Here is a 23,143-nt window from a genome sequence, read left to right on the forward strand (position 1 = left end):
CCGCAAGGACACCGACCCCACCTCGGAGTACTGGGCGCCCTGGGTCGACTTGATCTCCCGGGCAGTCGCCCTTGGCGTCGCCTCCGAACCAGTCACCGACTACATCCGCTACGAGCGCGCGGGCACCGTCGTCAACCTTGCGGCCGGCGAACAGGTGATCAATCCGCTGGGGGTGGGGTTGGAGCGAGGGTCTCACCGGCCGTCCAGCTGAGCTCGCTGGCGCTCGATGCACCCCGCAGGTGTGACATTCGCTCCAATGCGTGAGCTTCAGGGCTTGAGCACGTACGGTCGCACCACGTCGTCGGCTTCCCAGCAGGGCGTGCTGGGAGGGGTTGAGGTGTGCCAGCACCTCTCGTCACGCGGAAGCGGTAGGCGGTAGCCGGCCGCGCGGGAGCGTTTGGCCCAGCGGCGCCAGCGGGCGTCGCGGGGGTTCGGTAGCGGCCGAACGTACGGTTCTGGCGCCCGGACCTCCCGTGCGGGGACCCAGCCGTTCAGCGCGGGGCCGCTGGCGCGCCGCCGGGTGAGCAGGCGGGCGACGGCCTCATAAGTCTGCCGGAACACGGGCGTCCACCAGCCTCTCCGGGAGCGTGAACCGGGCCCACACGCACTTCGTGTACGGGTCCTGCCGGTGGCCCCAGGCGTCGGCCAGCCCCTCCACCAGCGCGAGTCCGCGTCCGCGTTCCCCGTCCGGGCCGGAGTGGTGGAGCTGGGGGAGCCGGTCCCGGTCGGGGTCCGAGACCTCCAGCATCAGGTCGGGTTCGTGGAGGGTGAGCGTGACTTCGACCAGGGCGTAGGAGACCCGGCAGTGGGTCACGGCGTTGGTGACGAGTTCGTTCGCCAACAGGGTGATCGTGTCGGCGAGTTCGTCGGTGACGCCCCAGTCCGCGAGTGCCTTGCGGATGTTCTGCCGGGCGGCCGGCACGTGCCTTCTGCGCTTGGGGATGCGGAAGGTTTCGGTTGAGGGCATCAGGTGCCGCACCTCCTGACTTGTCGTCAAGATGCTGTTTCGCAAGCAGCGTGTGCTCATGAGGCTAGAGCTGAAGGTGCACAGATAGCAATCGCTCTAGGTGCATACATGCTGCTGGATATATGTTCGATGTTGCTATGCCCTACAGTTTGGCTGCGACAGAGAGGGGTCAGGGATGCCCGTTGGGGGACGACCGACCGTACGCGGCAGGCGCCTTGGCGCCGCGCTCAAGACGTACCGACTGGCTGCGAAGATGGACCAGCTCCAGGCCGCCGAGGTGATCGCCGCCCATCAGACCCGCGTCAGCCGTATCGAGACCGGGCATGTGTCCGCTCGCCCACTCGAAATCCGCGCTCTACTGGACGCATACGGCGTGCGTGATCCCGAAGTTCGCCAGAAACTGGAGGACTTGGCTCGCCAGTCGAAGCGCCGTGGCTGGTGGCTTGAGCATGCCGCACATCTGCGGCCGGACTACCTCGACCACATCGCGCTGGAGGACGACGCGACCTATATCCGGGAGTGGCAGCCGGTCCTGGTTCCGGGGCTTCTGCAAACTCCGTCGTACGCGGAGGCGATCGCCCAGGGCAATCCTCACCACATCGCCCCCGAGCGGATCGCTCAGTTGGGGAAGGTGCGCGAGGGGCGGCAGGCGAAAATCGAGGAGGGCGGGGCCACCTACTCCACCGTCCTCTGGGAGTCGGTCATCGCGCAACCGTTGGTAAGTGTCGAGGTTCACCGGGAGCAGCTCGCCGCGATCCTTGAGGTCGGCAAGCGGAAGAACGTCACCGTGCAAGTGCTGCCGTTCAGTGCAGGCGTGATGGGCGTCGTGACGTCCGCCTTCTCGGCCTTCAGCTTCGACTCCGAGCCGGTGGTCGAAGCGGTGACCCTGGAGAACCTGAGAGGCTCATCGGTCCTCGAAGGCCCCGAAGACCTCACCGCTTACGCCAATATGTACGACCTACTACGATCGTCTGCACTGGCACCGGATGCGAGCGCCGAGCTCATCCGGGGCATACTGCGGAGCTTGAAGGAAGACGCGTCGTGACCGAGGTTGTAAGCCCCTTCCGGAAGTCGTCGTACTCCCAGCCGGAGACCAACTGCGTAGAGGTCGCCGACACCGCTCCCCGCGGCCGAGCCGTCCGCGACAGCAAGCAGTTCGCCGGCCCCCTCCTCACCGTCTCCCGCGAGAGCTGGCAGGCATTCGTCCAGCAGTTCAAGTAGGCCGCAACGGTACGGAAGCACGCGAAGGGCGCCCGGTGATGTCTCGCCGGGCGCCCTTCGGCGTCGTACTGCCTCTGACGGCTACAGCTTCTCGATCACGTAGTCGACGCACTTGGTCAGCGCCTCGATGTCCGCCGGGTCGATGGCCGGGAACATCGCGATGCGGAGCTGGTTGCGGCCGAGCTTCCGGTAGGGCTCCGTGTCGACGATGCCGTTGGCGCGCAGGACCTTGGCGACGGCGGCGGCGTCGACCTCGTCGGTGAAGTCGATGGTGCCGATGACCTGGGAGCGCTTGGCGGGGTCGGTGACGAACGGGTTGGCGTACTTGGTGTCCTCGGCCCAGCCGTACAGCGTGCGCGCGGAGGTGGCCGTGCGGCGGACCGACCAGTCGAGGCCGCCCTGGCCGTTGATCCACTCCAGCTGCTGGTTGAGGAGGAAGAGGGTGGCGAGGGCGGGGGTGTTGTACGTCTGGTTCTTGCGGGAGTTGTCGATCGCCGTCGGGAGCGAGAAGAACTCCGGGATGTGGCGGCCGGACGCGTGGACGCGCTCGGCGCGCTCGAGGGCGGCCGGGGAGAAGACGCCGATCCACAGGCCGCCGTCGGATGCGAAGGACTTCTGCGGGGCGAAGTAGTAGACGTCGGTCTCGGCGATGTCGACCGGGAGGCCGCCCGCGCCGGAGGTGGCGTCGACGAGGACCAGGGAGCCGGAGTCCGAGCCCTCGACGCGCTTGATGGGCATCGCGACGCCGGTCGAGGTCTCGTTGTGGGTGAAGGCGTAGACGTCGACGCCCGCCTCGGCGGCCGGGTCCGGGTGTGTGCCGGGGTCGGAGGAGATGACCGTCGGCTCGGCCAGCCAGGGGGCCAGCTTGGCGGCCTTGGCGAACTTCGAGCTGAACTCGCCGAAGGTGAGGTGCTGCGACTTGTTCTCGATCAGGCCGTGCGTCGCGATGTCCCAGAAGGCGGTGGAGCCGCCGTTGCCGAGGACCACCTCGTAGCCCTCGGGCAGCTGGAACAGCTCGGAGATGCCCTCGCGGACCTTGCCGACCAGGTTCTTCACCGGGGCCTGGCGGTGGGAGGTGCCGAGGAGGGAGGTACCGGTGGCGGCGAGGGCGTCCAGCGCCTCCGTACGCACCTTGGAGGGGCCAGCGCCGAATCGACCGTCGGCGGGCTTGATGTCAGCGGGAATCTGGATCTCAGCCACGAGCCGGAGCGTATCCCTTCGGGGAAATCGGGCGGAAACATGTCCGTTCGATGAGACGATCCGCTCCGCCTCTTGGACCTGTGGGGATCTACGACACCGCGGCCGCGATGTCACTGTCAGTGACGGGGTGCATGCTGGAACGCATGACGGATCTGGAGGCCGCACTGCGCGAAGCCGTCCGGGGCGACGTCGGCTTCGACGTCACGTCCCGGGCGCTGACCACCATGGACGCGTCCAACTACCGCCGCGTCCCCCTCGGTGTCGTCGCCCCGCGCGACGCCGACGACGTGGCGGCCGTGCTGGAGGTGTGCCGGGCGCGGGGCGTGCCGGTCGTGGCGCGCGGTGGCGGTACGTCCATCGCGGGGCAGGCCACCGGCACAGGTGTCGTCCTGGACTTCACCCGGCACATGAACCGGCTCGTGTCCCTCGACTCCGAGGCGCGGACCGCCGTCGTCCAGCCGGGGCTCGTGCTGGACCGGTTGCAGGAGGCCGCCGCGCCGTATGGGCTCCGTTTCGGGCCCGATCCCTCCACACACAGCCGCTGCACCCTCGGCGGCATGATCGGCAACAACTCCTGCGGCTCCCACTCCGTGGCCTGGGGGACTACGGCGGACAGTGTGCGTGAGCTGGACGTGATCACCGCGCGCGGGCAGCGGCTGCGGCTCGGGAAGGGGTGGACCGGGGCGCCGGAAGGGCTGCGGGAGCTGGTCCACGGGGAGCTGGCCCGGCTGCGCACCGGCTTTCCCGAGCTGCCCCGCCGTATCTCCGGGTACGCGCTGGACGCGCTGCTGCCCGAGAAGGGCGTCGATGTCGCCCGCTCCCTGTGCGGCTCGGAGGGCACGCTGGGCGTGCTGACGCAGGCCGTCGTACGGCTCGTCGAGGCGCCACGCGCGCGTGCGCTCGCCGTGCTGGGCTACGGCGACGAGGGCGCGGCGGCGGAGGCGGCGGCCGGCCTGCTGCGGTACGGCCCGCTGACGGTCGAGGGCATGGCGGCCGATCTGGTGCCCTCGGCGACGGGACTGCCGCGCGGCGCGGCGTGGCTGTTCGTGGAGACGGGCGGCGAGTCGGCGGCGGGGGCACGCGCGCGTGCGGAGGCGATCGTACGGGCCGCCGACGCCGTGGACGCGGCGGTGGTGACCGACCCGGCCGCCCAGCGGGCGCTGTGGCGGATCCGCGAGGACGCGGCCGGCACGGCCACCCGTATGCCGGACGGCACGGAGGCATGGCCCGGCTGGGAGGACTGCGCGGTACCGCCCGCCCGGCTCGGCGCCTACCTGCGGGACTTCCGCGCGCTGCTCACCGCGCACAGCCTGCGCGGCACACCGTACGGGCACTTCGGGGACGGCTGTATCCACGTCCGTATCGACTTCGACCTGCTGACACCGGCCGGCGTCGCCCGCTTCCGGCGCTTCTCGGAGGAGCTGGCCGACCTGGTCGTCGCGCACGGCGGCTCGCTCTCCGGGGAGCACGGCGACGGGCAGGCGCGCGCCGAGCTGCTGCCGAGGATGTACGGGGCGGACATGGTCCGGCTCTTCGAGCGGGTGAAGGGCGTCTGGGACCCCGACGACCTGCTCAACCCGGGCATGCTGGTCCGCCCGGCCCCCCTGGACGCGGATCTGCGCTTCTCGGTGCTGCCCCGCGAGCCCGTCCCGGTCGCCTTCGGCTACTCGGCCGACGGCGGCGACTTCTCGGCGGCGGTACGGCGCTGCGTGGGCGTCGCCAAGTGCCGTACGACGACGCCGTCCGGGCCGACGGCCGTCATGTGCCCCTCCTTCCGGGTGACCGGCGAGGAACAGCACTCCACGCGCGGGCGTGCCCGGCTGCTGCACGAGATGCTCGCCGGGGAGGTCGTCACGGACGGCTGGCGGTCGGAGGAGGTCCGGGAGGCGCTGGACCTGTGCCTGTCCTGCAAGGGGTGCCGCTCCGACTGCCCGGTCGGGGTGGACATGGCCACGTACAAGGCGGAGTTCCTGCACCACCACTACGCGGGGCGGCGGCGCCCGGCCGCCCACCACAGCATGGGGCGGCTGCCGGAGTGGCTGCGCGCGGTGGACCGTACGCGCACGGCACCCCTGATCAACGCGCTGGCCGCCGTCCGTCCGCTCGCCCGGCTCGGGAAGCGGCTGGGCGGGATCGCGCCGGAGCGGGAGATTCCGGCGCTGGCGCCGGTGACGTTCAGCCGGTGGTGGCGGGGGAGGGAGCCTGTGATGAGCGGTGGGGAGCTGAGAGGTGGGGACCTGGGTGGTGGGGACCTGGGTGGTGGGGAGCTGAGCGGTGGGGATCTGGTCGTGCTCTGGCCCGACACCTTCACCGAGCACCTCTCGCCGTCCGTCGGGCAGGCCGCCGTGCGCGTGCTGGAGGCGGCCGGGCTGCGGGTGGCGTTGCCGCCGGTGCTGCGGATGCGGGGGCGGCCGGTGGGCGACGGCCGGTCCCGGTCCGCCGCCGTGCTGCTGACGGCCGCCCGTCGCGGCCGCGTCTGCTGCGGGCTGACGTACCTCTCCACCGGACAGCTCGACCGCGCCCGTACGGTGCTGCGCCGCACCCTCGACCTGATGGAGCCGGTGCTGGAGACGGCCGTGCCGGTCGTCGTCCTGGAGCCGAGCTGCGCGGCCGCCCTGCGCGGCGACCTGCCCGAGCTGCTGCCGGAGGACCCGCGTGCCGCACGGCTCGCGGCCCGGGTCCTCACCTTCGCGGAGACGCTTCAGCGGCACGCCCCCGACTGGATACCGCCGCGCCTGGACCGCCCGGCCGTCGGCCAGACCCACTGCCACCAGCACGCGGTCCTCGGCGACGCCCCTGACCGGCGGCTGCGCGAGGCCGCCGGCCTCACCGGGGAACTGACCGGCGGCTGCTGCGGCCTTGCGGGCAACTTCGGCTTCGAACGAGGGCACTTCGAGGTGTCGGCGGCCTGCGCGGAGGAGCGGCTGCTGCCCGCCGTGCGCGACGCTCCCGAGGGCGCGGCGGTCCTGGCCGACGGCTTCTCCTGCCGGACCCAGCTGGAGCAGCTGGGCGGGGTGCGGGCCCGGCATCTGGCGGAGGTGCTGGCGGAGGGGCTTGGCGCAGGGCCGGGGCGGTGAGGCCGGGCGCATCTCACCCAGCGGGACAGTGGCAAAAGCGCTTCACACACCTGGCGTAGTTCATTAGCCTGGACTGGGCAGTGCATGGGGATGGACGGTCTGTCCGTCCTGCCTCTCTGTCCCGCTTCTTTGTGCCGTTCCTTTGTTCCTTCGCTCCGTTCCTTTCTTTCGTCTCTTTGTCCCGCTGAGCCTCCTGGATCGCCTGTGACCGCCCCCGAAGTCGTCGCCACATCGTCGTCGCCGCAGACCGCCTCCGCCTCGGCGGCCACCTCGCCGCCGTCCCGCTGGGGTTCCCTCGGCCCGGTCGGGCTGGTGCTCGCCGGTGGCGTCTCCGTGCAGTTCGGGGGTGCGCTGGCGGTGCTGCTGATGCCGAGGGCGGGCGCGCTGGGCGTGGTGACGCTGCGGCTGGTCGTGGCGGCGGTCGTCCTGCTGGTGGTGTGCCGGCCGCGGCTGCGCGGGCACTCCCGCGCCGACTGGGGCACGGTGATCGTCTTCGGCGCCGCCATGGCCGCGATGAACGGCCTCTTCTACCAGGCCGTGGACCGTATCCCGCTCGGCCCGGCGGTCACCCTGGAGGTGCTCGGCCCGCTGGCCCTGTCGGTGCTGACCTCACGCCGGGCGGTCAACCTGGTCTGGGCCGGCCTCGCCCTGGCCGGCGTCTTCCTGCTGAGCGGCGGCGGCTTCGAGAGCCTGGACCCGCTGGGCGCGGCCTTCGCGCTCGGGGCGGGCGCGATGTGGGCGGCGTACATCGTCTTCAGCGCGCGGACCGGGCGTCGCTTCCCACAGGCCGACGGTCTGGCGCTGGCGATGGCGGTGGGCGCCGTGCTCTTCCTCCCGCTGGGCGTCGCCGAGTCCGGCGCGAAGCTCCTCGACCCGGTGACCCTGGGCCTGGGTGCCGCGGTCGCCCTGCTCTCCTCCGTCCTGCCCTACACCCTGGAACTCCTCGCCCTGCGCCGTATCCCCGCCGCCACCTTCGCCATCCTGATGAGCCTGGAACCGGCCCTCGCGGCCGTGGCCGGCTTCCTGATCCTGGGTCAGGCCCTGTCCGTCCTCGAGGCCGCGGCGATCGCTCTGGTCATCGGGGCGAGCATGGGTGTGGTGCGGACGCAGGTGGGGCGGGGAAAGGCGGCGGGTTCCTGATCGGCGGGTTCCTGCGCTGTCGCCTCCGCAGACAATCATGCAAGCATGCTTGCTTGTTTATGGGCCCGCTGCCATGCTCCTCCCCATGGCCGACCCGACGCCCGTGTTCGACGACCTGCGTACCGAAAGCGACGAACTCGACCGGCTGGTGGCCGAGTTGGGATCGGAGCGCTGGACGCTCCCCACCCCCGCCCCCGGCTGGACCATCGCCCACCAGATCGCCCACCTCGCCTGGACCGACCGTTCGGCCCTGCTGGCCGTGACCGACGCAGACGCCTTCCGCGCGCTGGTGGAGAAGGCCCTTCAGGCGCCGGATACGTTCGTCGACGAGGGTGCGGCCGAGGGTGCCCTGCTGCCGCCCGCCGAACTGCTCGCACGCTGGCGCCAGGGCCGTACCGACCTCGACGAGGCACTGCGGGCGGCGCCGCCCGGCTCTGGGTTCCCCTGGTACGGCCCGCCCATGTCGGCCGCATCCATGGCCACCGGCCGCCTGATGGAGACCTGGGCGCACGGCCAGGACGTGGCCGACGCGCTGGGTGTGGTCCGGCCGCCCACGGACCGGCTCAGGCATGTGGCGCGCATCGGGGTGCGGGCCCGCGACTTCGCGTTCGGCGCGCACGGGCTGCCGGTCCCCGGCGAGGAGTTCCGCGTCGAACTCACCGCGCCTTCCGGTGACGTATGGGTCTACGGCCCCGACAGCGCCGCCCAGCGCGTCACCGGCCCCGCGCTCGACTTCTGCCTCCTGGTCACCCAGCGCGCCCACCGCGCCGACCTCGCGGTACGCGCCGAGGGGACCGACGCCGACCACTGGCTGGACATCGCCCAGGCGTTCGCCGGACCACCGGGGGCGGGACGAGCCCCCAAGGGGGGTACGTCGTGACGGTGGCGTCCTGGCGTGAGGACGGCACTGTTGCGTCGGTCCATCGGCGTGAGGACGGCACGGTCCCGTCGGTCCACCGGCGTGAGGACGGCACGGTCCCGTCGGTCCACCGCCGTGAGGACGGCACCGTTGCGTCGTCCCGCCCCCGCGAGAAGGCCACGGTCACGGCGGCGACCTGGCAAGGCACCCAAGGGGACCGCGTCGATACGGCGGCGTCCCGACGCCGATACGCCCCCGTTACGGCGACCACCCCGCACCAGGACCCCGCCGAGACGGCCGCCCCCCTGCGCATCGGCAACGCCTCCGGCTTCTACGGCGACCGCTTCGACGCCCTCCGTGAGATGCTCACCGGTGGCGAACTGGACGTCCTCACCGGCGACTACCTCGCCGAACTCACCCTCCTGATCCTCGGCCGCGACCGCGCCAAGGACCCCTCCGCCGGATACGCCCGCACCTTCCTGCGGCAACTGGAGGAGTGCCTCGGCCTCGCCCACGCGCGCGGGGTGCGGATCGTCACCAACGCGGGCGGCCTCAACCCGGCCGGACTGGCCGGGCGGATACGGCAGTTGGCGGCCCGGCTCGGCATCCCCGCCCGCGTCGCCCACGTCGAGGGCGACGACCTCCGCCCCCGGTTTACGGCGCACCTCACCGCGAACGCCTACCTCGGCGGCTTCGGTGTCGCCGCCTGCCTTCGCGAGGGCGCCGACATCGTGGTGACCGGGCGGGTGACGGACGCAGCCCTCGTCACCGGGCCCGCCGCCGCCCACTTCGGCTGGGCACCCACCGACCACGACCGCCTCGCGGGCGCCGTCGTCGCCGGACATGTGCTGGAGTGCGGGACGCAGGCCACCGGCGGCAACTACGCCTTCTTCCACGCCCGTGACGGCCACGGCCATGACCGTGATCACCATGATTTCCGCCGCCCCGGCTTCCCCCTCGCCGAGATCCACGCCGACGGCAGCAGCGTCATCACCAAGCACCCCGGCACCGGCGGCCTGGTCGACACCGGCACGGTCACCGCCCAGCTCCTCTACGAGACGACCGGCGCCCGCTACGCCGGCCCCGACGTCACCGCCCGCCTCGACACCGTACGGCTCACCCAGGTCGGCCCCGACCGGGTCAGGATCGACGGCGTACGGGGCGAGGCACCGCCCCCGACCCTCAAGGCCGGCCTGACCCGCCTCGGCGGCCACCGCAATGAGGTCGTCTTCGTCCTCACCGGCCTGGACATCGAGGCCAAGGCGGCTCTGCTGCAGGACCAGATGGCCGAGGTTCTCGCCAAGTCCCGCCCGGCCGACGTGCGGTGGGACCTCGTCCGCACCGACCGGCCCGACGCCGACACCGAGGAGACCGCGAGCGCACTGCTCCGGCTCACCGTGCGGGATCCCCGACCGGACGTCGTGGGGCGGGCGTTGAGCGGGGCGGCCGTGGAGCTGGCCCTCGCGAGCTACCCCGGCTTCCATCTGCTCGCCCCGCCCGGGAAGGGCGCGCCGTACGGCGTCTTCGAGGCGGCCCACGTCCCCCAGGGCGAGGTCGGGCACGTGGCCGTACTGGACGACGGCCGCCGGGTCGCCGTAGCACCGCCCCGCGAGGCCCGCGCCCTCGCCGACGTACCGGAACCGCCGCTGCCGGAACCGCTCCCGCCCGGTCCTGCGCGCAGGGCGCCCCTCGGGCTGGTCGCCGGGGCGCGCAGCGGGGACAAGGGCGGGGACGCCAATGTCGGGGTGTGGGTGCGTACGGAGGAAGCCTGGCGCTGGCTGGCCCATGAGCTGACCGTCGACCGGTTCCGGGAGCTGATACCGGAGAGCCGGGCGCTGACCGTCACCCGGCACACCCTCCCCGCTCTGCGCGCCCTGAACTTCGTCGTCGAGGGAATCCTCGGCGAGGGCGTCCCCGCCCAGCACCGCTTCGACCCGCAGGCCAAGGCCCTCGGCGAATGGCTGCGCTCCCGCCACCTGGACATTCCGGAGGCCCTGCTGTGACGGTCATCAGCTCGACTCTGGACACCGACGGCCCCGACTACCGGGCCAACCGCGAGGCCATGCTCGCCAAGCTCGCCGACCTCGACGCCGAGCACGCCAAGGCGCTCGCGGGCGGCGGCGAGAAGTACGTCGAACGGCACCGGCGGCGCGGCAAGCTCCTCGCCCGCGAGCGCGTCGAGCTGCTCCTCGACCCGGACACGCCCTTCCTGGAGCTGTCCCCGCTGGCCGCGTGGGGCAGTGACCACCCCGTGGGCGCGTCGCTCGTCACCGGCATCGGCGTCGTCGAGGGCGTCGAGTGCCTGATCACGGCCAATGACCCGACCGTGCGCGGCGGCGCCAGCAACCCCTGGTCGCTGAGGAAGGCCCTGCGCGCCAACGACATCGCGCTCGCCAACCGGCTGCCCTGCGTCAGCCTGGTCGAGTCCGGCGGCGCCGACCTGCCCTCCCAGAAGGAGATCTTCATCCCGGGCGGCGCGATCTTCCGGGACCTCACCCGGCTGTCGGCGGCCGGCATCCCCACCGTCGCGGTCGTCTTCGGGAACTCCACCGCCGGGGGCGCGTACATCCCCGGCATGTCCGACCACGTGATCATGGTCAAGGAGCGCGCGAAGGTGTTCCTCGGCGGGCCGCCGCTGGTGAAGATGGCCACCGGGGAGGAGAGCGACGACGAGTCCCTCGGCGGCGCGGAGATGCACGCGCGCGTGTCGGGACTCGCGGACTACTTCGCCGTCGACGAGCGGGACGCGCTGCGGCAGGCGCGCCGGGTCGTCGCCCGCCTCAACCACCGCAAGGCGTACGACGATCCCGGACCCGCCGAGCCCCCCAAGTACGACCCCGAGGAGCTGCTGGGGATCGTCCCCGGAGATCTGAAGGTGCCCTTCGACCCCCGCGAGGTCATCGCCCGCGTCGTCGACGGCTCCGACTTCGACGAGTTCAAGCCGCTGTACGGGAGCAGCCTCGTCACCGGCTGGGCGTCCCTGCACGGCTATCCCGTAGGGGTGCTGGCGAACGCCCAGGGGGTCCTCTTCAGCGAGGAGTCCCAGAAGGCCGCCCAGTTCATCCAGCTCGCCAACCAGCGCGACATCCCGCTGCTCTTCCTGCACAACACCACCGGCTACATGGTCGGCAGCCGGTACGAGCAGGGCGGCATCATCAAGCACGGCGCGATGATGATCAACGCGGTGAGCAACTCGCGGGTGCCCCATCTGTCGGTGCTGATGGGCGCCTCGTACGGCGCCGGCCACTACGGGATGTGCGGGCGCGCCTACGACCCCCGTTTCCTGTTCGCCTGGCCCAGCGCCAAGTCGGCCGTCATGGGCCCGCAGCAGCTCGCCGGCGTCCTCTCGATCGTCGCCCGGCAGTCGGCGGCGGCGAAGGGGCAGCCGTACGACGAGGAGGCGGACGCGGGCCTGCGGGCCATGGTCGAGGCCCAGATCGAGTCCGAGTCCCTGCCCATGTTCCTGTCCGGGCGGCTGTACGACGACGGCGTCATCGACCCGCGCGACACCCGCACCGTCCTCGGCCTGTGCCTGTCCGCCCTCCACACCGCGCCCTACGAGGGCGCGCGCGGCGGCTTCGGCGTCTTCCGGATGTGAGGAGACCACGTGATTTCCACTGTGCTGGTCGCCAACCGCGGCGAGATCGCCTGCCGCATCTTCCGCACATGTCATGACCTGGGGATCCGGACGGTCGCCGTGCACTCGGACGCCGACGACAACGCCCTCCACGCGCGCGTGGCCGACACGGCGGTACGACTGCCGGGTGCGGCGCCCGCCGAGACCTATCTGCGCGGTGACCTGGTCGTGAAGGCGGCGGTGGCCGCCGGCGCGGACGCCGTGCACCCCGGCTACGGCTTCCTCTCCGAGAGCCCCGGCTTCGCGCGCGCGGTGCTCGACGCGGGGCTGGTGTGGATCGGCCCGCCCCCGGAGGCGATCGAGGCGATGGCGTCCAAGACGCGCGCCAAGGAGCTGATGGGCCTGGCTCCGCTGACCGAGGTCACCGAGGCCGATCTGCCGGTGCTGGTGAAGGCGGCCGCGGGCGGCGGGGGGCGCGGGATGAGGATCGTGCGCCGTCTTGAGGAGCTCGGCGCCGCCCTGGAGAGCGCGCGCGCCGAAGCCGCGAGCGCCTTCGGTGACGGTGAGGTGTTCGTCGAGCCCTATGTGGAGCGCGGCCGACACGTGGAGGTGCAGCTGCTCGCCGACGCGCACGGCACGGTGTGGGCGCTGGGCACACGCGACTGCTCACTCCAGCGCCGCCACCAGAAGGTCATCGAGGAGGCGCCCGCGCCCGGGCTCACGCCGGGGCTCGAAGAGGAGTTGCGCGCGCTGGCCGTGCGCGCCGCGCGCGCCGTGCACTACGTGGGCGCGGGCACCGTCGAGTTCCTCGTCGCGCACGACCGCGCGCACTTCCTGGAGATGAACACCCGCCTCCAGGTCGAACACCCGGTGACGGAAGCCGTGTTCGGCATCGACCTGGTGGCCGAGCAGATCCGGATCGCGGAGGGCGCCGCACTGCCGGACACCCCGCCCCGCGCGCGTGGCCACGCCATCGAGGCCCGCCTCTACGCGGAGGACCCCGCCCACGACTGGACCCCGCAGACCGGCCCCCTGCACCGCCTCACCACCCCCGACACCATCCGCCTCGACACCGGCTACACCGACGGCGACACCATCGGCGTCCACTACGACCCGATGCTCGCGAAGCTCATCGCCCACGCCCCCACCCGCACCGAGGCGATCCGCACACTCGCCGGCGCCCTGGAACGGACGCGCCTGCACGGCCCGATCACCAACAGAGACCTCCTGATCCGCTCCCTGCGGCACGAGGAGTTCACGTCCGCCCGCATGGACACCGGCTTCTACGACCGCCACCTCACCGCCCTCACCGAGCCGGCGCCCGACCCGTACGCCCCCCTCGCCGCCGCCCTCGCCGACACCCACGGCCGCTCCCGCTTCGGAGGCTGGCGCAACCTGCCCGCACAGCCGCAGATCAAGCGCTACGAGATGGCCGGAGCGGAGCACGAGGTCCGCTACACGCACACCAGGCAGGGCCTCCGGGCGCACGGGGTGCAGGTGGTGCGGGCGGACCCGGACCTCGTGGTCCTGGAGGTGGACGGCGTCCGTCGCCGCTTCGAGATCGCGAGGTATGACGACGACCGTGTCTACGTCAACACCACCGCCCTTACCGCCCTGCCCCGCTTCCCCGACCCGACGGCCCAGCAGGCCCCCGGCTCCCTCCTGGCCCCGATGCCGGGAACCGTCGTCAAGATCGCGGACGGTCTCATCACCGGATCGAGTGTCCGGGAGGGCGAACCGCTCGTCTGGCTCGAAGCGATGAAGATGCAACACGTCATCGCGGCACCGGCGACGGGGCTGCTGACCGCGTTGCCGGTGACGACAGGACAGCAAGTGGAGGTAGGGGCACTCTTGGCGGTCGTCGAGGAGTCCCACCCGTAAGGGGCGCGGGGAACTGCGCGAGCAACCACCCACGACGAAAAGCCCGGAGGACCGCGTGACCACCCACATGGAACCGCAAGAACACACAGCACTCCGCACAGCAGTTTCCTCCTTCGCCAAGAGCCACCACACCCTCGGAAACAGGGACCTCTGGCAGAAGGCCGCCCAACTCGGCTACATCGGCGTCAACCTGCCGGAGGCATACGGTGGCGGAGGCGGCGGCATCACCGAACTCTCCCTGGTCCTCGAAGAACTCGGCACCGCGGGCAACCCCCTGCTCATGATGATCGTCTCCCCGGCGATCTGCGGCACGGTCCTCGCCCGCTTCGGCACGGAAGCCCAGAAACAGGAGTGGCTCCCCGCACTCGCCGACGGCACCCGCCTCATGGCCTTCGGCATCACCGAGCCCGACGCCGGCTCCAACAGCCACCGCATCACCACCACGGCCCGCCGCGATTCGGCCACCGGGGACTGGCTGCTCACCGGCCGCAAGGTGTTCGTCTCCGGGGTGGACATCGCGGACGCGACCCTCATCGTCGGCCGCACGGAAGACGCCCGCACCGGCAGTCTCAAGCCCTGCCTCTTCATCGTCCCGCGCGACGCCCCCGGCTTCTCCCGCCACCGCATCGACATGGAACTGCAAGCCGAGGAGAAGCAGTTCGAGCTGGTCCTCGACGACGTACGCCTGCCCGCCGACGCCCTCGTCGGTGGGGGAGAGGACGCCGGTCTCCTCCAGCTCTTCGCCGGACTCAACCCCGAGCGCATCATGACGGCCGCCTTCGCGATCGGCATGGGCCGGCACGCACTCGCCCGCGCCGTCGAGTACGCCCGCGAGCGCACCGTCTGGAACACCCCCATCGGCGCCCACCAGGCCATCGCCCACCCCCTCGCGCAGGCCCACATCGAGCTCGAACTGGCCCGCCTGATGATGCGGAAGGCCGCCCACCTGTACGACGCGGGGGACGACATCGGCGCGGGCGAGGCCGCGAACATGGCGAAGTACGCGGCGGGAGAGGCATGCGTCAAGGCCGTCGACCAGGCCGTGCACACCCTCGGCGGCAACGGCCTCACCCGTGAGTTCGGGCTCGCCCGCCTGATAACGGCCGCGCGCGTGGCTCGTATCGCCCCGGTGAGCCGGGAGATGATTCTCAACTACGTCTCCCACCAGACCCTGGGCCTGCCCAGGTCGTACTGACCGCATCGCCCCGAACCGCATCCGGCACAGCGTTGTGCGAGGAGGAACCGTGTTCCGCAGCGAGTACGCAGACGTCCCGGCCGTAGACCTCCCCATCCACGAAGCCGTCCTCGGCCACGCAGCCGGGTTCGGCGACCGGCCCGCCCTGATCGACGGCACCGACGGCACCACGCTCACGTACGAGCAGGTGGACCGCTTCCACCGGCGCCTCGCCGCCGCCCTCGCCGATGCCGGGGTCCGCAAGGGCGACGTCCTGGCCCTGCACAGCCCCAACACGGTCGCCTTCCCCACCGCGTTCTACGCGGCCACCCGCGCGGGCGCCACCGTGCACCCGCTGGCCACCGCGGAGGAGTTCGCCAAGCAACTCCACGACTGCGCGGCCCGCTGGATCGTCACCGTCTCGCCCCTGCTGGAGACCGCCCGCCGGGCGGCCGAACTCGCGGGCGGCGTCGGGGAGATCTTCGTCTGCGACAGCGCGCCCGGACACCGCTCGCTGATCGACATGCTCGCCTCCCGCGCCCCCGAGCCGCAGCCCGACATCGACCCGGCCGAGGACGTCGCCGCCCTGCCGTACTCCTCCGGCACCACCGGCACCCCCAAGGGCGTGATGCTCACCCACCGGCAGATCGCCACCAACCTCGCCCAGCTCGAACCCGCGATCCCCGCCGGCCCCGGCGACCGCATCCTCGCCGTCCTGCCCCTCTTCCACATCTACGGGCTCACCGCCCTGATGAACGCGCCCCTGCGCAAGGGCGCCACCGTCGTCGTCCTGCCCCGCTTCGACCTGGAGACCTTCCTCGCCGCCATCCAGAACCACCGCATCACCGGCCTCTACGTGGCCCCGCCGATCGTGCTCGCCCTCGCCAAGCACCCGGCGGTCGCCCAGTACGACCTGTCGTCGCTGCGGTACGTCATCAGCGCCGCCGCCCCCCTGGACGCCGACCTCGCCGCCGCCTGCTCCCAGCGCCTCGACCTGCCCCCGGTCGGCCAGGCGTACGGCATGACGGAGCTGTCCCCCGGCACCCACGTCGTCCCCCTCGACGCCATGCGCGACGCCCCGCCCGGCACCGTCGGCAGACTCATCGCCGGCACCGAGATGCGCATCGTGTCCCTCGACGACCCCGGCAAGGACCTCGGCGCCGGCGAGACCGGCGAGATCCTCATCCGCGGCCCGCAGATCATGAAGGGCTACCTGGGCCGCCCCGACGCCACCGCCCAGATCATCGACCCCGACGGCTGGCTGCACACCGGCGACATCGGACGCGTCGACACCGACGGCTGGCTGTTCGTCGTCGACCGCGTCAAGGAGCTCATCAAGTACAAGGGCTTCCAGGTCGCCCCCGCCGAACTGGAAGCCCTGCTGCTCACCCACCCCGGCATCGCCGACGCCGCCGTCATCGGCGTCCACGACGACCAGGGCAACGAAGTGCCACACGCCCACATCGTCCGCCGGGCCACCGCGCCCGACCTCTCCGAAGGAGAGGTCATGATGTACGTCGCCGAGCGCGTCGCCCCCTACAAGCGCGTCCGCCGCGTCACCTTCATCGACGCCGTGCCCCGCGCCGTCTCCGGCAAGATCCTCCGCAGGCAGCTCAGGGAGCACCCATGACGCTCGTCGCCCGCGCCCGCACCCGCGGCGTGGAAACCCTCACCCTCGACTCGCCCACCACCCGCAACGCCCTCTCCGCCGCCCTCGTCGGCGAACTCTCCGACGCGCTCACCGACTGCGCCAAGGACACCGACGTCCGCGCCGTCGTCCTCACCCACACCGGGAACACCTTCTGCGCCGGCGCCGACCTGCGCGACCCACCCGACCCCGACACCTTCGTGGCCCTCCTCCGGCAGATCGTCGAGCTGCCCCGCCCGGTCCTCGCCCGCGTCACCGGGCACACCCGCGCGGGCGGCCTCGGCCTCCTCGCCGCCTGCGACATCACGGCCGCGACGGACGCGGCGTCGTTCGCCTTCACGGAAGTCCGCATCGGCGTCGCCCCCGCCGTCATCTCCCTGCCCGTGCTCCCGCGCACCGACCCGCGCGCCCTCACCCGCTACTACCTCACCGGCGAACCCTTCGACGCGGCCGAGGCCCTGCGCATCGGCCTGCTCACGGCCACCGGCGACGACGTGGACGCCGTACTCCACCCCATGCTGGACGGCCTGCGCCGATCCGCACCCGACGCCCTGACCGAGACGAAACGGCTGCTCACGGCTAGGGTGCTGGAGGCATTCGACCGGGACGCGGCCGACCTCACCGCGCTCTCGGCACGGCTGTTCGCCTCCGCGCAGGCCCGCGAAGGCATGACGGCCTTCCTTGAAAGACGGGATCCCCCATGGGCGCTGTGACCACAGAGGACCGCATGGACCGCCTGGAGCGCGTCCCCAAACAGGACCGCAGCCGCGCCACCCGGCAGCGGCTCCTGGAGGCCGCCGTGGCCTGCCTCGCCGAACACGGCTGGGCCGGCTCCACCGTGACCGTCGTCGCCGAACGCGCCGGCGTCTCCCGCGGCGCCGCCCAACACCACTTCCGCACCCGCGAGGACCTCTTCACGGCCGCCGTCGAATACGTCGCCGAGGAACGCTCCACCGCCCTGCGCGCCCTGTTCCCGCAGGGCGCGACGGCTGACGACCGCCGGGCCGTGGTCGCGGCCCTCGTCGACCTCTACACCGGCCCCCTCTTCCGCGCCGCCCTCCACCTCTGGGTCGCCGCCTCCAACGAGGACCAGCTGCGCCACCGCGTCACCGAACTGGAAGCCCGCGTCGGCCGCGAAACCCACCGCATAGCCGTAGACCTCCTCGCCGCCGACGAATCCCGCCCCGGCGTCCGAGAAACCGTCCAGGGCCTCCTCGACATGGCCCGCGGCCTCGGCCTCGCCAACCTCCTCACGGACGACGCCCAGCGCCGGGAGAGAGTGGTGGAACAGTGGGCCGCGCTGCTGGAGGAGGCGCTGGGCTGATGGGGTCGTACTACCAGACCGTCGTCGACCTGGAGGCGAGCGCGCAGGACGCGGCGCGGCTGGCGGAAGAAACGGTCGCGTGGCTCGTGGCAACGGGCATTGTCCTGCCCGAACACACCGGGAACGCCGGTCACCTGCCGGGGCCGAACTGGCAGCGGGCGGTGACCGAGGACTGGGACTGGAAGCCCTCCGGCGACATGACCGTACGCACCGGGCGGCAAGCCTTCCACAGCGGCTCCGACATGCCGGAAGCCGCCGTCTGCCCGCACTGCACGGCCCTCAGCCCGCTGGACGACGACAGCTGGTCACACCTCTGCGGGGCGATCGACACCTGGTACGCGACCGGCGAGGCATACCTGAGCTGCCCCGCCTGCGCCGTGGACGTCCCCTTGCCCGACTGGGCCTGGGACAGCGCTCCCTTCGCCTTCGGATACCTCGGGTTCGAGTTCCGCGACTGGCCGGATCTGAGCCCTGAGTTTGTCGCGCGGTTGCCCGGGGCCCTGCGGGGCCACAGAACCACCTACCTGTGGGGCAAGCTCTGAGCCCCAGCGAGCCCCTCACGGACTCAGCCGCTCCACCCGCCAGCTCCCGTCCGGCTCCGCCGCATAGCGCAGGCGGTCGTGCAGGCGGTTCAGGCGGCCCTGCCAGAACTCGACGGTCTGGGGGGCCACCCGGAAGCCGCCCCAGTTCGGCGGCACCGGGACCTGCTCGCCCTCGGGATAACGGGCGGCCAGCTCGGCGTAGGACGCGTCGAGCTCCGCGCGGGAGGGGATCACACTGGACTGCGCACTGGCCCAGGCACCCAGCTGGGAGCCGTGAGGCCGGGTGCGGAAGTACGTGGCCGTCTCGTCCCGCCCGGTCCGCCGCGCCACACCCTGCACGATGACCTGCCGGGCCATCGGATGCCACGGGAAGAGCAACGAGACGTACGGGTTCTCCGCGAGGTCGCGGCCCTTGCGCGAGTCGTAGTTGGTGTAGAAGACGAAACCCCGCTCGTCGAACTGCTTCAGCAGCACCGTACGGGAGCTGGGACGGCCTTCACCGTCCGCCGTGCACACGATCATGGCGTTCGGCTCGAACAGATGCGCCTCCGTGGCGGCCTCCCGGAACCAGCGCGCGAACTGCTCCACCGGCGTGGCGGCCAGATCGGACTCGGCGAAGCCCTCGGCCCGGTACTGCTTGCGCATCGACGCGGGGTCGGGCAACGGATGGTTGGCCGGATCGAAAGGGACATCGAAAGGGACGGCGTCTCGGTCGCTCACGCGGTCATCTTGCCGCATCGGAACGACCAACGAACCCCACCTCGATGGCACTCAGTGCCGCAGGGCTCCCAAAAAGTGGCACTCGGGGATATCGTGCTGATGCCGTCCCGGTTGGGTGACCGCCAGCCGCACGGGGCATCACCACCGCACGGGGCATTCGTACGGAGTGGCCGCCCGGGACCGCGCGCCGTCCCAGCCGCCCCCACCACGCCCACCCCGCCGACGCCCCCTCCACCCGTCGCACACATCAAGAGGAGCCGCCTGATGTCCGACTTCGTACCCGGACTCGAGGGAGTCGTCGCGTTCGAGACGGAGATCGCCGAACCGGACAAGGAGGGCGGCGCCCTGCGCTACCGGGGCGTCGACATCGAGGACCTGGTCGGCCACGTCTCCTTCGGCAACGTCTGGGGCCTGCTCGTCGACGGGGCCTTCAACCCCGGCCTGCCGCCCGCCGAGCCGTTCCCCATCCCCGTCCACTCCGGCGACATCCGCGTCGACGTCCAGTCCGCACTCGCCATGCTCGCCCCCGTCTGGGGCCTCAAACCCCTCCTCGACATCGACGCCGAACAGGCCCGCGAGGACCTCGCCCGCGCCGCCGTCATGGCCCTCTCCTACGTCGCCCAGTCCGCCCGCGGCCAGGGCCTGCCCATGGTGCCGCAGCGCGAGATCGACAAGGCCCAGTCCGTCGTCGAACGCTTCATGATCCGCTGGCGCGGCGAACCCGACCCCAAGCACGTCGCCGCCGTCGACGCCTACTGGACCTCCGCCGCCGAACACGGCATGAACGCGTCCACCTTCACCGCCCGCGTCATCGCCTCCACCGGCGCCGACGTCGCCGCCGCCCTCTCCGGCGCCGTAGGAGCCATGTCCGGCCCCCTGCACGGCGGCGCCCCCTCCCGCGTCCTGCACATGATCGAGGAGATCGAGCGCACCGGAGACGCCGAGGCGTACGTCAAGCAGTCCCTCGACCGCGGCGAACGCCTCATGGGCTTCGGCCACCGCGTCTACCGCGCGGAAGACCCCCGCGCGCGCGCGTGCTGCGCCGCACCGCCCGCGAACTCGGCGCCCCCCGCTACGAGGTCGCCGAGGCCCTGGAGAAGGCCGCCCTCGAAGAACTCCACAACCGCCGCCCCGACCGTGTCCTCGCCACGAACGTCGAGTTCTGGGCGGCGATCGTCCTCGACTTCGCGGAAGTGCCCGCGCACATGTTCACGTCCATGTTCTCGTGCGCGCGCACCGCCGGATGGTCGGCGCACATCCTGGAGCAGAAGCGGACCGGGCGTCTCGTACGGCCGTCGGCCCGGTACGTGGGACCCGGACAGCGCGACCCGCGGGAGATCGAAGGGTACGGGGACATCGCCCACTGACCGCCCGGGAGCCGATCACGCCGGAGTCAGAAGTCCCGCATGATGACGCTCCGCCACCAGCGGATGCGCCCGCAGCTTCCCCTTCAGCTCGTTGTAGCCGTACTCGGCGAACAGCGGGTTCGCCGGGTCCGCCGTGACCCCCGGGGCCTCCGACGCGTGCGGGAACACCAACGGCTCCACCCGGGCGTCCAGACGCGGGTTGTAGAAGAACGGCACCGAGAACCGCTCCACGGCCGACGGCGGCGACACCACCCGGTGATGGGTGGCGACGAGATACCCGTTCGTCGCCACCTCGAGCAGCTCACCCAGGTTCACCACGAAGGCCCCGTCCAGCGGCGGCACATCATGGAACAGACCGTCCTCACGCTGCACCTGCAGCCCGCCCACCCGGTCCTGCAACAGCAACGTCAGGAACCCGTAGTCCTTGTGCGCCCCGACCCCCTGCTCGGCACCGTCGTCGGCCCGCCCCGGGTAGCGCACCAACTTCAGGTGCGGATGCGCCCGCTCCCCGAAGATCGGGTCGTAGAAGTCGGCCGGAGCGCCGATCGAGGCGAGCAGCTCGTGCAGCAGCCGCTCGGCGACACCGCTCAGCCGCTCCATCCAGGCCAGCGCGGCGGTGCGCAGCTCGGGCAGGGAGTCGGGCCACTGGTTCGGCCCCTCCAGCCACCAGTAGGCGGGCTCCTCCGGCCCCGGCACCCGGGCCGGCCGCTCGGCGCCTATGTCGAGCTGGTCCCGCCAGTCCTGCCGGCCACCGGTCCGCTCGTCGCCGGTGCGCGTGTAGCCGCGGAAGTGCGGCGAGTTGACGTTGTCGAGCGCGAGCCGCTCGGCCTCGGGCAGCGCGAAGAACCTCCGCATGGCGGAGACCAGCCGCGCGGTCTCCTCCTCGCTGACTCCGTGCCCCACGAGCTGGAAGAAACCGACGTCGTGTGCGGCACCGTGCAGCTGCGCACGCAACCGCGCACGCGCCTGCGGCCCGCCGTCGGCGAGAGACAGGTCGATGATCGGGAGTTGCTGGTACGACGGGTACGTCGAGGTCTGAGACATGGGTGTGTCCCTGTGAACGTAAGGCGGCGGTGACCGCGAGAGAGGAGAAAAGGGGCCGGACTGCTCAGATGGAGCGTCGACAGCCCATGCTCGTGACGCGGACGTAGTCCACGTGGCGGCGTCGAACGAGCGAAAGCATGCCCACAGGGTACTCCCCGCCGAAGATTCCGTACGTGGCACGCCGCACTACCGCAAGAACTCCCGAAAACGCAGACGACCCGTGGGCTTGGTCCTCCAAAAGGAGAAGCCGGCCGGACGTACCGGCAAGCCCACGGGCCGGGTGACTGCTTGGGATTGGGCCGGCTGTGCGCGTCTCTCACACACTGGTCCGGCACCGCACTGGTGTGGTGACGGACTGCTAGCCCGCAGCCACCTCACGCGTCCGGTTTTCATACATCTGCCGAACCACCTCCCTTCTCGTGTACCCGCCACACTAGGAACCCGTCGGTCACCGATCAACCGGTTTTCGAGATGCTGACGGCCACGATTCCGATCGCATGCCATAGCCATAGCCATCGCCCCGTTGCACGAGCTGCAGGTTCCATGGGGAGACGCTGAATCTGCCCACCGGTGTCGTGAGGCTGTGCTGCCCTCTGGCTCGCACGGAGACGCGGCCGGTCCACGTCCCTGCCCAGTTACCGCTGGGCATGACGGCACGTACGAGATCTCCGGTGACGTATCCAAAATGCTTCGCCGACGTCGTGCGGGTGCGGTACATGCTGCCCGACCGTGCCGACTTCGAGCCGTGCTGGCCGGTGCTGCGCCGGTACTTCGGTGAGGTGCGGCCGGGGCCGCGACGATGCTGGCGTGCGGGCTCGCCGACGCCCGCATGCGGATTGAGGTCGAGGTGTACGCGCGGCGCCCGGAAACGCGTTGACGCGCGTGCGGGGGCGCGTTTGGCTGCTCGGGTGACTGATCTTCGTATCGAACCGGTCGTAGGCGAAACGATGTTGCGGGAATGGCGGCACGTCCACAACGCGATCGTGCCGCCCGCCGCGATGGCCCTCGAGGAGGTGCGGGAGCGGGCGGCACGGCATCGGCTGTGCAACGCGTACGCCGGTGACGTCCTGGTCGGCTGCTCCACGGTGCGCGCGCCGGAGGGTGAGGAGGGCGTGGTGACCGTCATCGCGCGCGTGCTGCCCGAGTTCCGGCGGCGGGGTTACGGCGCCGCGCTGTACGAGGACGGGCTTGCGTACGCGCGCGTGGCCGGTGCGGGGGCGGTGGAGACCTGTGTGCTCGCCGTCAACACGGACGGCCTGCGCTTCGCCCACGCGCGAGGGTTCGTCGAGAAGGAGCGGTACGTGCTCGACGGCGGCAGTGATCTGTGGATCGACCTGCGGCTCTCCGGCCGGGCGTAGGCGTGCGACGGCGGTCCGCAACGATTCCTCTGCAATATTGCGGG

18 protein-coding genes and 3 pseudogenes are annotated in these 23,143 nt (G+C 71.7%); 17 read left to right on the forward strand and 4 right to left on the reverse strand.

Going from position 1 to position 23,143, the window contains the following annotated elements; genetic code table 11:
* Position 1: 1 nt before the first annotated feature.
* Positions 2–157 (forward strand): annotated as a pseudogene (locus ACH5AC_RS23640) (DUF6879 family protein); the annotation flags it as partial.
* A 384-nt stretch (positions 158–541) separates the two neighbouring features.
* Here ACH5AC_RS23640 and ACH5AC_RS23645 read toward each other — a convergent pair.
* On the reverse strand, positions 542–967 hold the full coding sequence (locus tag ACH5AC_RS23645; protein WP_398864026.1) for an ATP-binding protein: 426 nt from the start codon (positions 965–967) through the stop codon (positions 542–544).
* Positions 968–1,142: 175 nt separating this feature from the next.
* Between ACH5AC_RS23645 and ACH5AC_RS23650 the strand changes: the two genes are divergently transcribed.
* Positions 1,143–2,012, forward strand: a complete 870-nt coding sequence (locus ACH5AC_RS23650) for a helix-turn-helix domain-containing protein (RefSeq protein ID WP_398864028.1) — start codon at positions 1,143–1,145, stop codon at positions 2,010–2,012.
* Positions 2,009–2,188, forward strand: a complete 180-nt coding sequence (locus ACH5AC_RS23655; protein ID WP_398864029.1) for a DUF397 domain-containing protein — start codon at positions 2,009–2,011, stop codon at positions 2,186–2,188. Before ACH5AC_RS23650 ends, ACH5AC_RS23655 begins: the two co-directional genes overlap by 4 nt.
* Before the next feature lie 81 nt (positions 2,189–2,269).
* On the opposite strand, the gene serC is transcribed toward ACH5AC_RS23655, so the two are convergent.
* Positions 2,270–3,388 carry a phosphoserine transaminase gene (gene serC / locus ACH5AC_RS23660; RefSeq protein WP_398864030.1) on the reverse strand — a complete coding sequence of 373 codons (1,119 nt, stop codon included), beginning with the start codon at positions 3,386–3,388 and terminating at the stop codon, positions 2,270–2,272.
* 143 nt (positions 3,389–3,531) lie between these two features.
* Here serC and ACH5AC_RS23665 point away from each other — a divergent pair, with 143 nt between their 5' ends.
* The 11 genes from ACH5AC_RS23665 (at position 3,532) to ACH5AC_RS23715 (ending at position 18,610) form a co-directional block, all read left to right on the forward strand.
* Positions 3,532–6,465 (forward strand): FAD-binding and (Fe-S)-binding domain-containing protein, encoded by a 2,934-nt coding sequence (locus tag ACH5AC_RS23665; RefSeq protein WP_398864031.1) that lies wholly within the window; start codon positions 3,532–3,534, stop codon positions 6,463–6,465.
* A gap of 204 nt (positions 6,466–6,669) precedes the next feature.
* Positions 6,670–7,605 carry an EamA family transporter gene (locus tag ACH5AC_RS23670; protein WP_398864032.1) on the forward strand — a complete coding sequence of 312 codons (936 nt, stop codon included), beginning with the start codon at positions 6,670–6,672 and terminating at the stop codon, positions 7,603–7,605.
* 85 nt (positions 7,606–7,690) lie between these two features.
* Entirely contained in the window at positions 7,691–8,485 is a 795-nt protein-coding gene (locus tag ACH5AC_RS23675; RefSeq protein ID WP_398864033.1) for a TIGR03084 family metal-binding protein, read from the forward strand.
* A 284-nt stretch (positions 8,486–8,769) separates the two neighbouring features.
* The gene (locus tag ACH5AC_RS23680; RefSeq protein ID WP_398864220.1) at positions 8,770–10,467 is read left to right on the forward strand and encodes an acyclic terpene utilization AtuA family protein; all 1,698 of its coding nucleotides are present in this window, start codon (positions 8,770–8,772) and stop codon (positions 10,465–10,467) included.
* A complete protein-coding gene (locus ACH5AC_RS23685) occupies positions 10,422–12,062 on the forward strand; it encodes an acyl-CoA carboxylase subunit beta (RefSeq protein ID WP_398864035.1) in 1,641 nt (546 codons plus the stop codon). The genes ACH5AC_RS23680 and ACH5AC_RS23685 overlap by 46 nt, the downstream gene beginning before the upstream one ends.
* 9 nt (positions 12,063–12,071) lie before the next feature.
* Positions 12,072–13,922 carry an acetyl/propionyl/methylcrotonyl-CoA carboxylase subunit alpha gene (locus ACH5AC_RS23690; protein ID WP_398864036.1) on the forward strand — a complete coding sequence of 617 codons (1,851 nt, stop codon included), beginning with the start codon at positions 12,072–12,074 and terminating at the stop codon, positions 13,920–13,922.
* A gap of 67 nt (positions 13,923–13,989) precedes the next feature.
* The gene (locus tag ACH5AC_RS23695) at positions 13,990–15,117 is read left to right on the forward strand and encodes an acyl-CoA dehydrogenase family protein (RefSeq protein ID WP_398864221.1); all 1,128 of its coding nucleotides are present in this window, start codon (positions 13,990–13,992) and stop codon (positions 15,115–15,117) included.
* A gap of 49 nt (positions 15,118–15,166) precedes the next feature.
* Entirely contained in the window at positions 15,167–16,726 is a 1,560-nt protein-coding gene (locus ACH5AC_RS23700) for a 4-coumarate--CoA ligase family protein (protein WP_398864037.1), read from the forward strand.
* Positions 16,723–17,457, forward strand: a complete 735-nt coding sequence (locus tag ACH5AC_RS23705) for an enoyl-CoA hydratase family protein (RefSeq protein WP_398864038.1) — start codon at positions 16,723–16,725, stop codon at positions 17,455–17,457. Before ACH5AC_RS23700 ends, ACH5AC_RS23705 begins: the two co-directional genes overlap by 4 nt.
* Positions 17,445–18,068, forward strand: a complete 624-nt coding sequence (locus tag ACH5AC_RS23710; RefSeq protein ID WP_398864039.1) for a TetR/AcrR family transcriptional regulator — start codon at positions 17,445–17,447, stop codon at positions 18,066–18,068. The genes ACH5AC_RS23705 and ACH5AC_RS23710 overlap by 13 nt, the downstream gene beginning before the upstream one ends.
* Positions 18,068–18,610 (forward strand): hypothetical protein, encoded by a 543-nt coding sequence (locus ACH5AC_RS23715; protein ID WP_398864040.1) that lies wholly within the window; start codon positions 18,068–18,070, stop codon positions 18,608–18,610. Before ACH5AC_RS23710 ends, ACH5AC_RS23715 begins: the two co-directional genes overlap by 1 nt.
* Before the next feature lie 15 nt (positions 18,611–18,625).
* Here the strand turns inward: ACH5AC_RS23715 and pdxH are convergent, their stop codons facing one another.
* Positions 18,626–19,348 carry a pyridoxamine 5'-phosphate oxidase gene (pdxH, locus tag ACH5AC_RS23720; protein ID WP_398864041.1) on the reverse strand — a complete coding sequence of 241 codons (723 nt, stop codon included), beginning with the start codon at positions 19,346–19,348 and terminating at the stop codon, positions 18,626–18,628.
* A 246-nt stretch (positions 19,349–19,594) separates the two neighbouring features.
* On the opposite strand from pdxH, the pseudogene ACH5AC_RS23725 reads away from it, so the two are divergent.
* Positions 19,595–20,697: pseudogene (locus tag ACH5AC_RS23725) on the forward strand (citrate synthase 2).
* 15 nt (positions 20,698–20,712) lie between these two features.
* On the opposite strand, the gene ACH5AC_RS23730 reads toward ACH5AC_RS23725, so the two are convergent.
* The gene (locus ACH5AC_RS23730; protein WP_398864042.1) at positions 20,713–21,741 is read right to left on the reverse strand and encodes an isopenicillin N synthase family dioxygenase; all 1,029 of its coding nucleotides are present in this window, start codon (positions 21,739–21,741) and stop codon (positions 20,713–20,715) included.
* A gap of 689 nt (positions 21,742–22,430) precedes the next feature.
* On the opposite strand from ACH5AC_RS23730, the pseudogene ACH5AC_RS23735 reads away from it, so the two are divergent.
* Positions 22,431–22,618, forward strand: a pseudogene (locus ACH5AC_RS23735) (RidA family protein); the annotation flags it as partial.
* A gap of 31 nt (positions 22,619–22,649) precedes the next feature.
* On the forward strand, positions 22,650–23,099 hold the full coding sequence (locus ACH5AC_RS23740; protein WP_398864043.1) for a GNAT family N-acetyltransferase: 450 nt from the start codon (positions 22,650–22,652) through the stop codon (positions 23,097–23,099).
* The last annotated feature ends 44 nt before the right edge of the window (positions 23,100–23,143 follow it).

It is taken from the genome of Streptomyces sp. NPDC018693 (assembly GCF_044391385.1).
Taxonomy (GTDB): Bacteria; Actinomycetota; Actinomycetes; order Streptomycetales; family Streptomycetaceae; genus Streptomyces.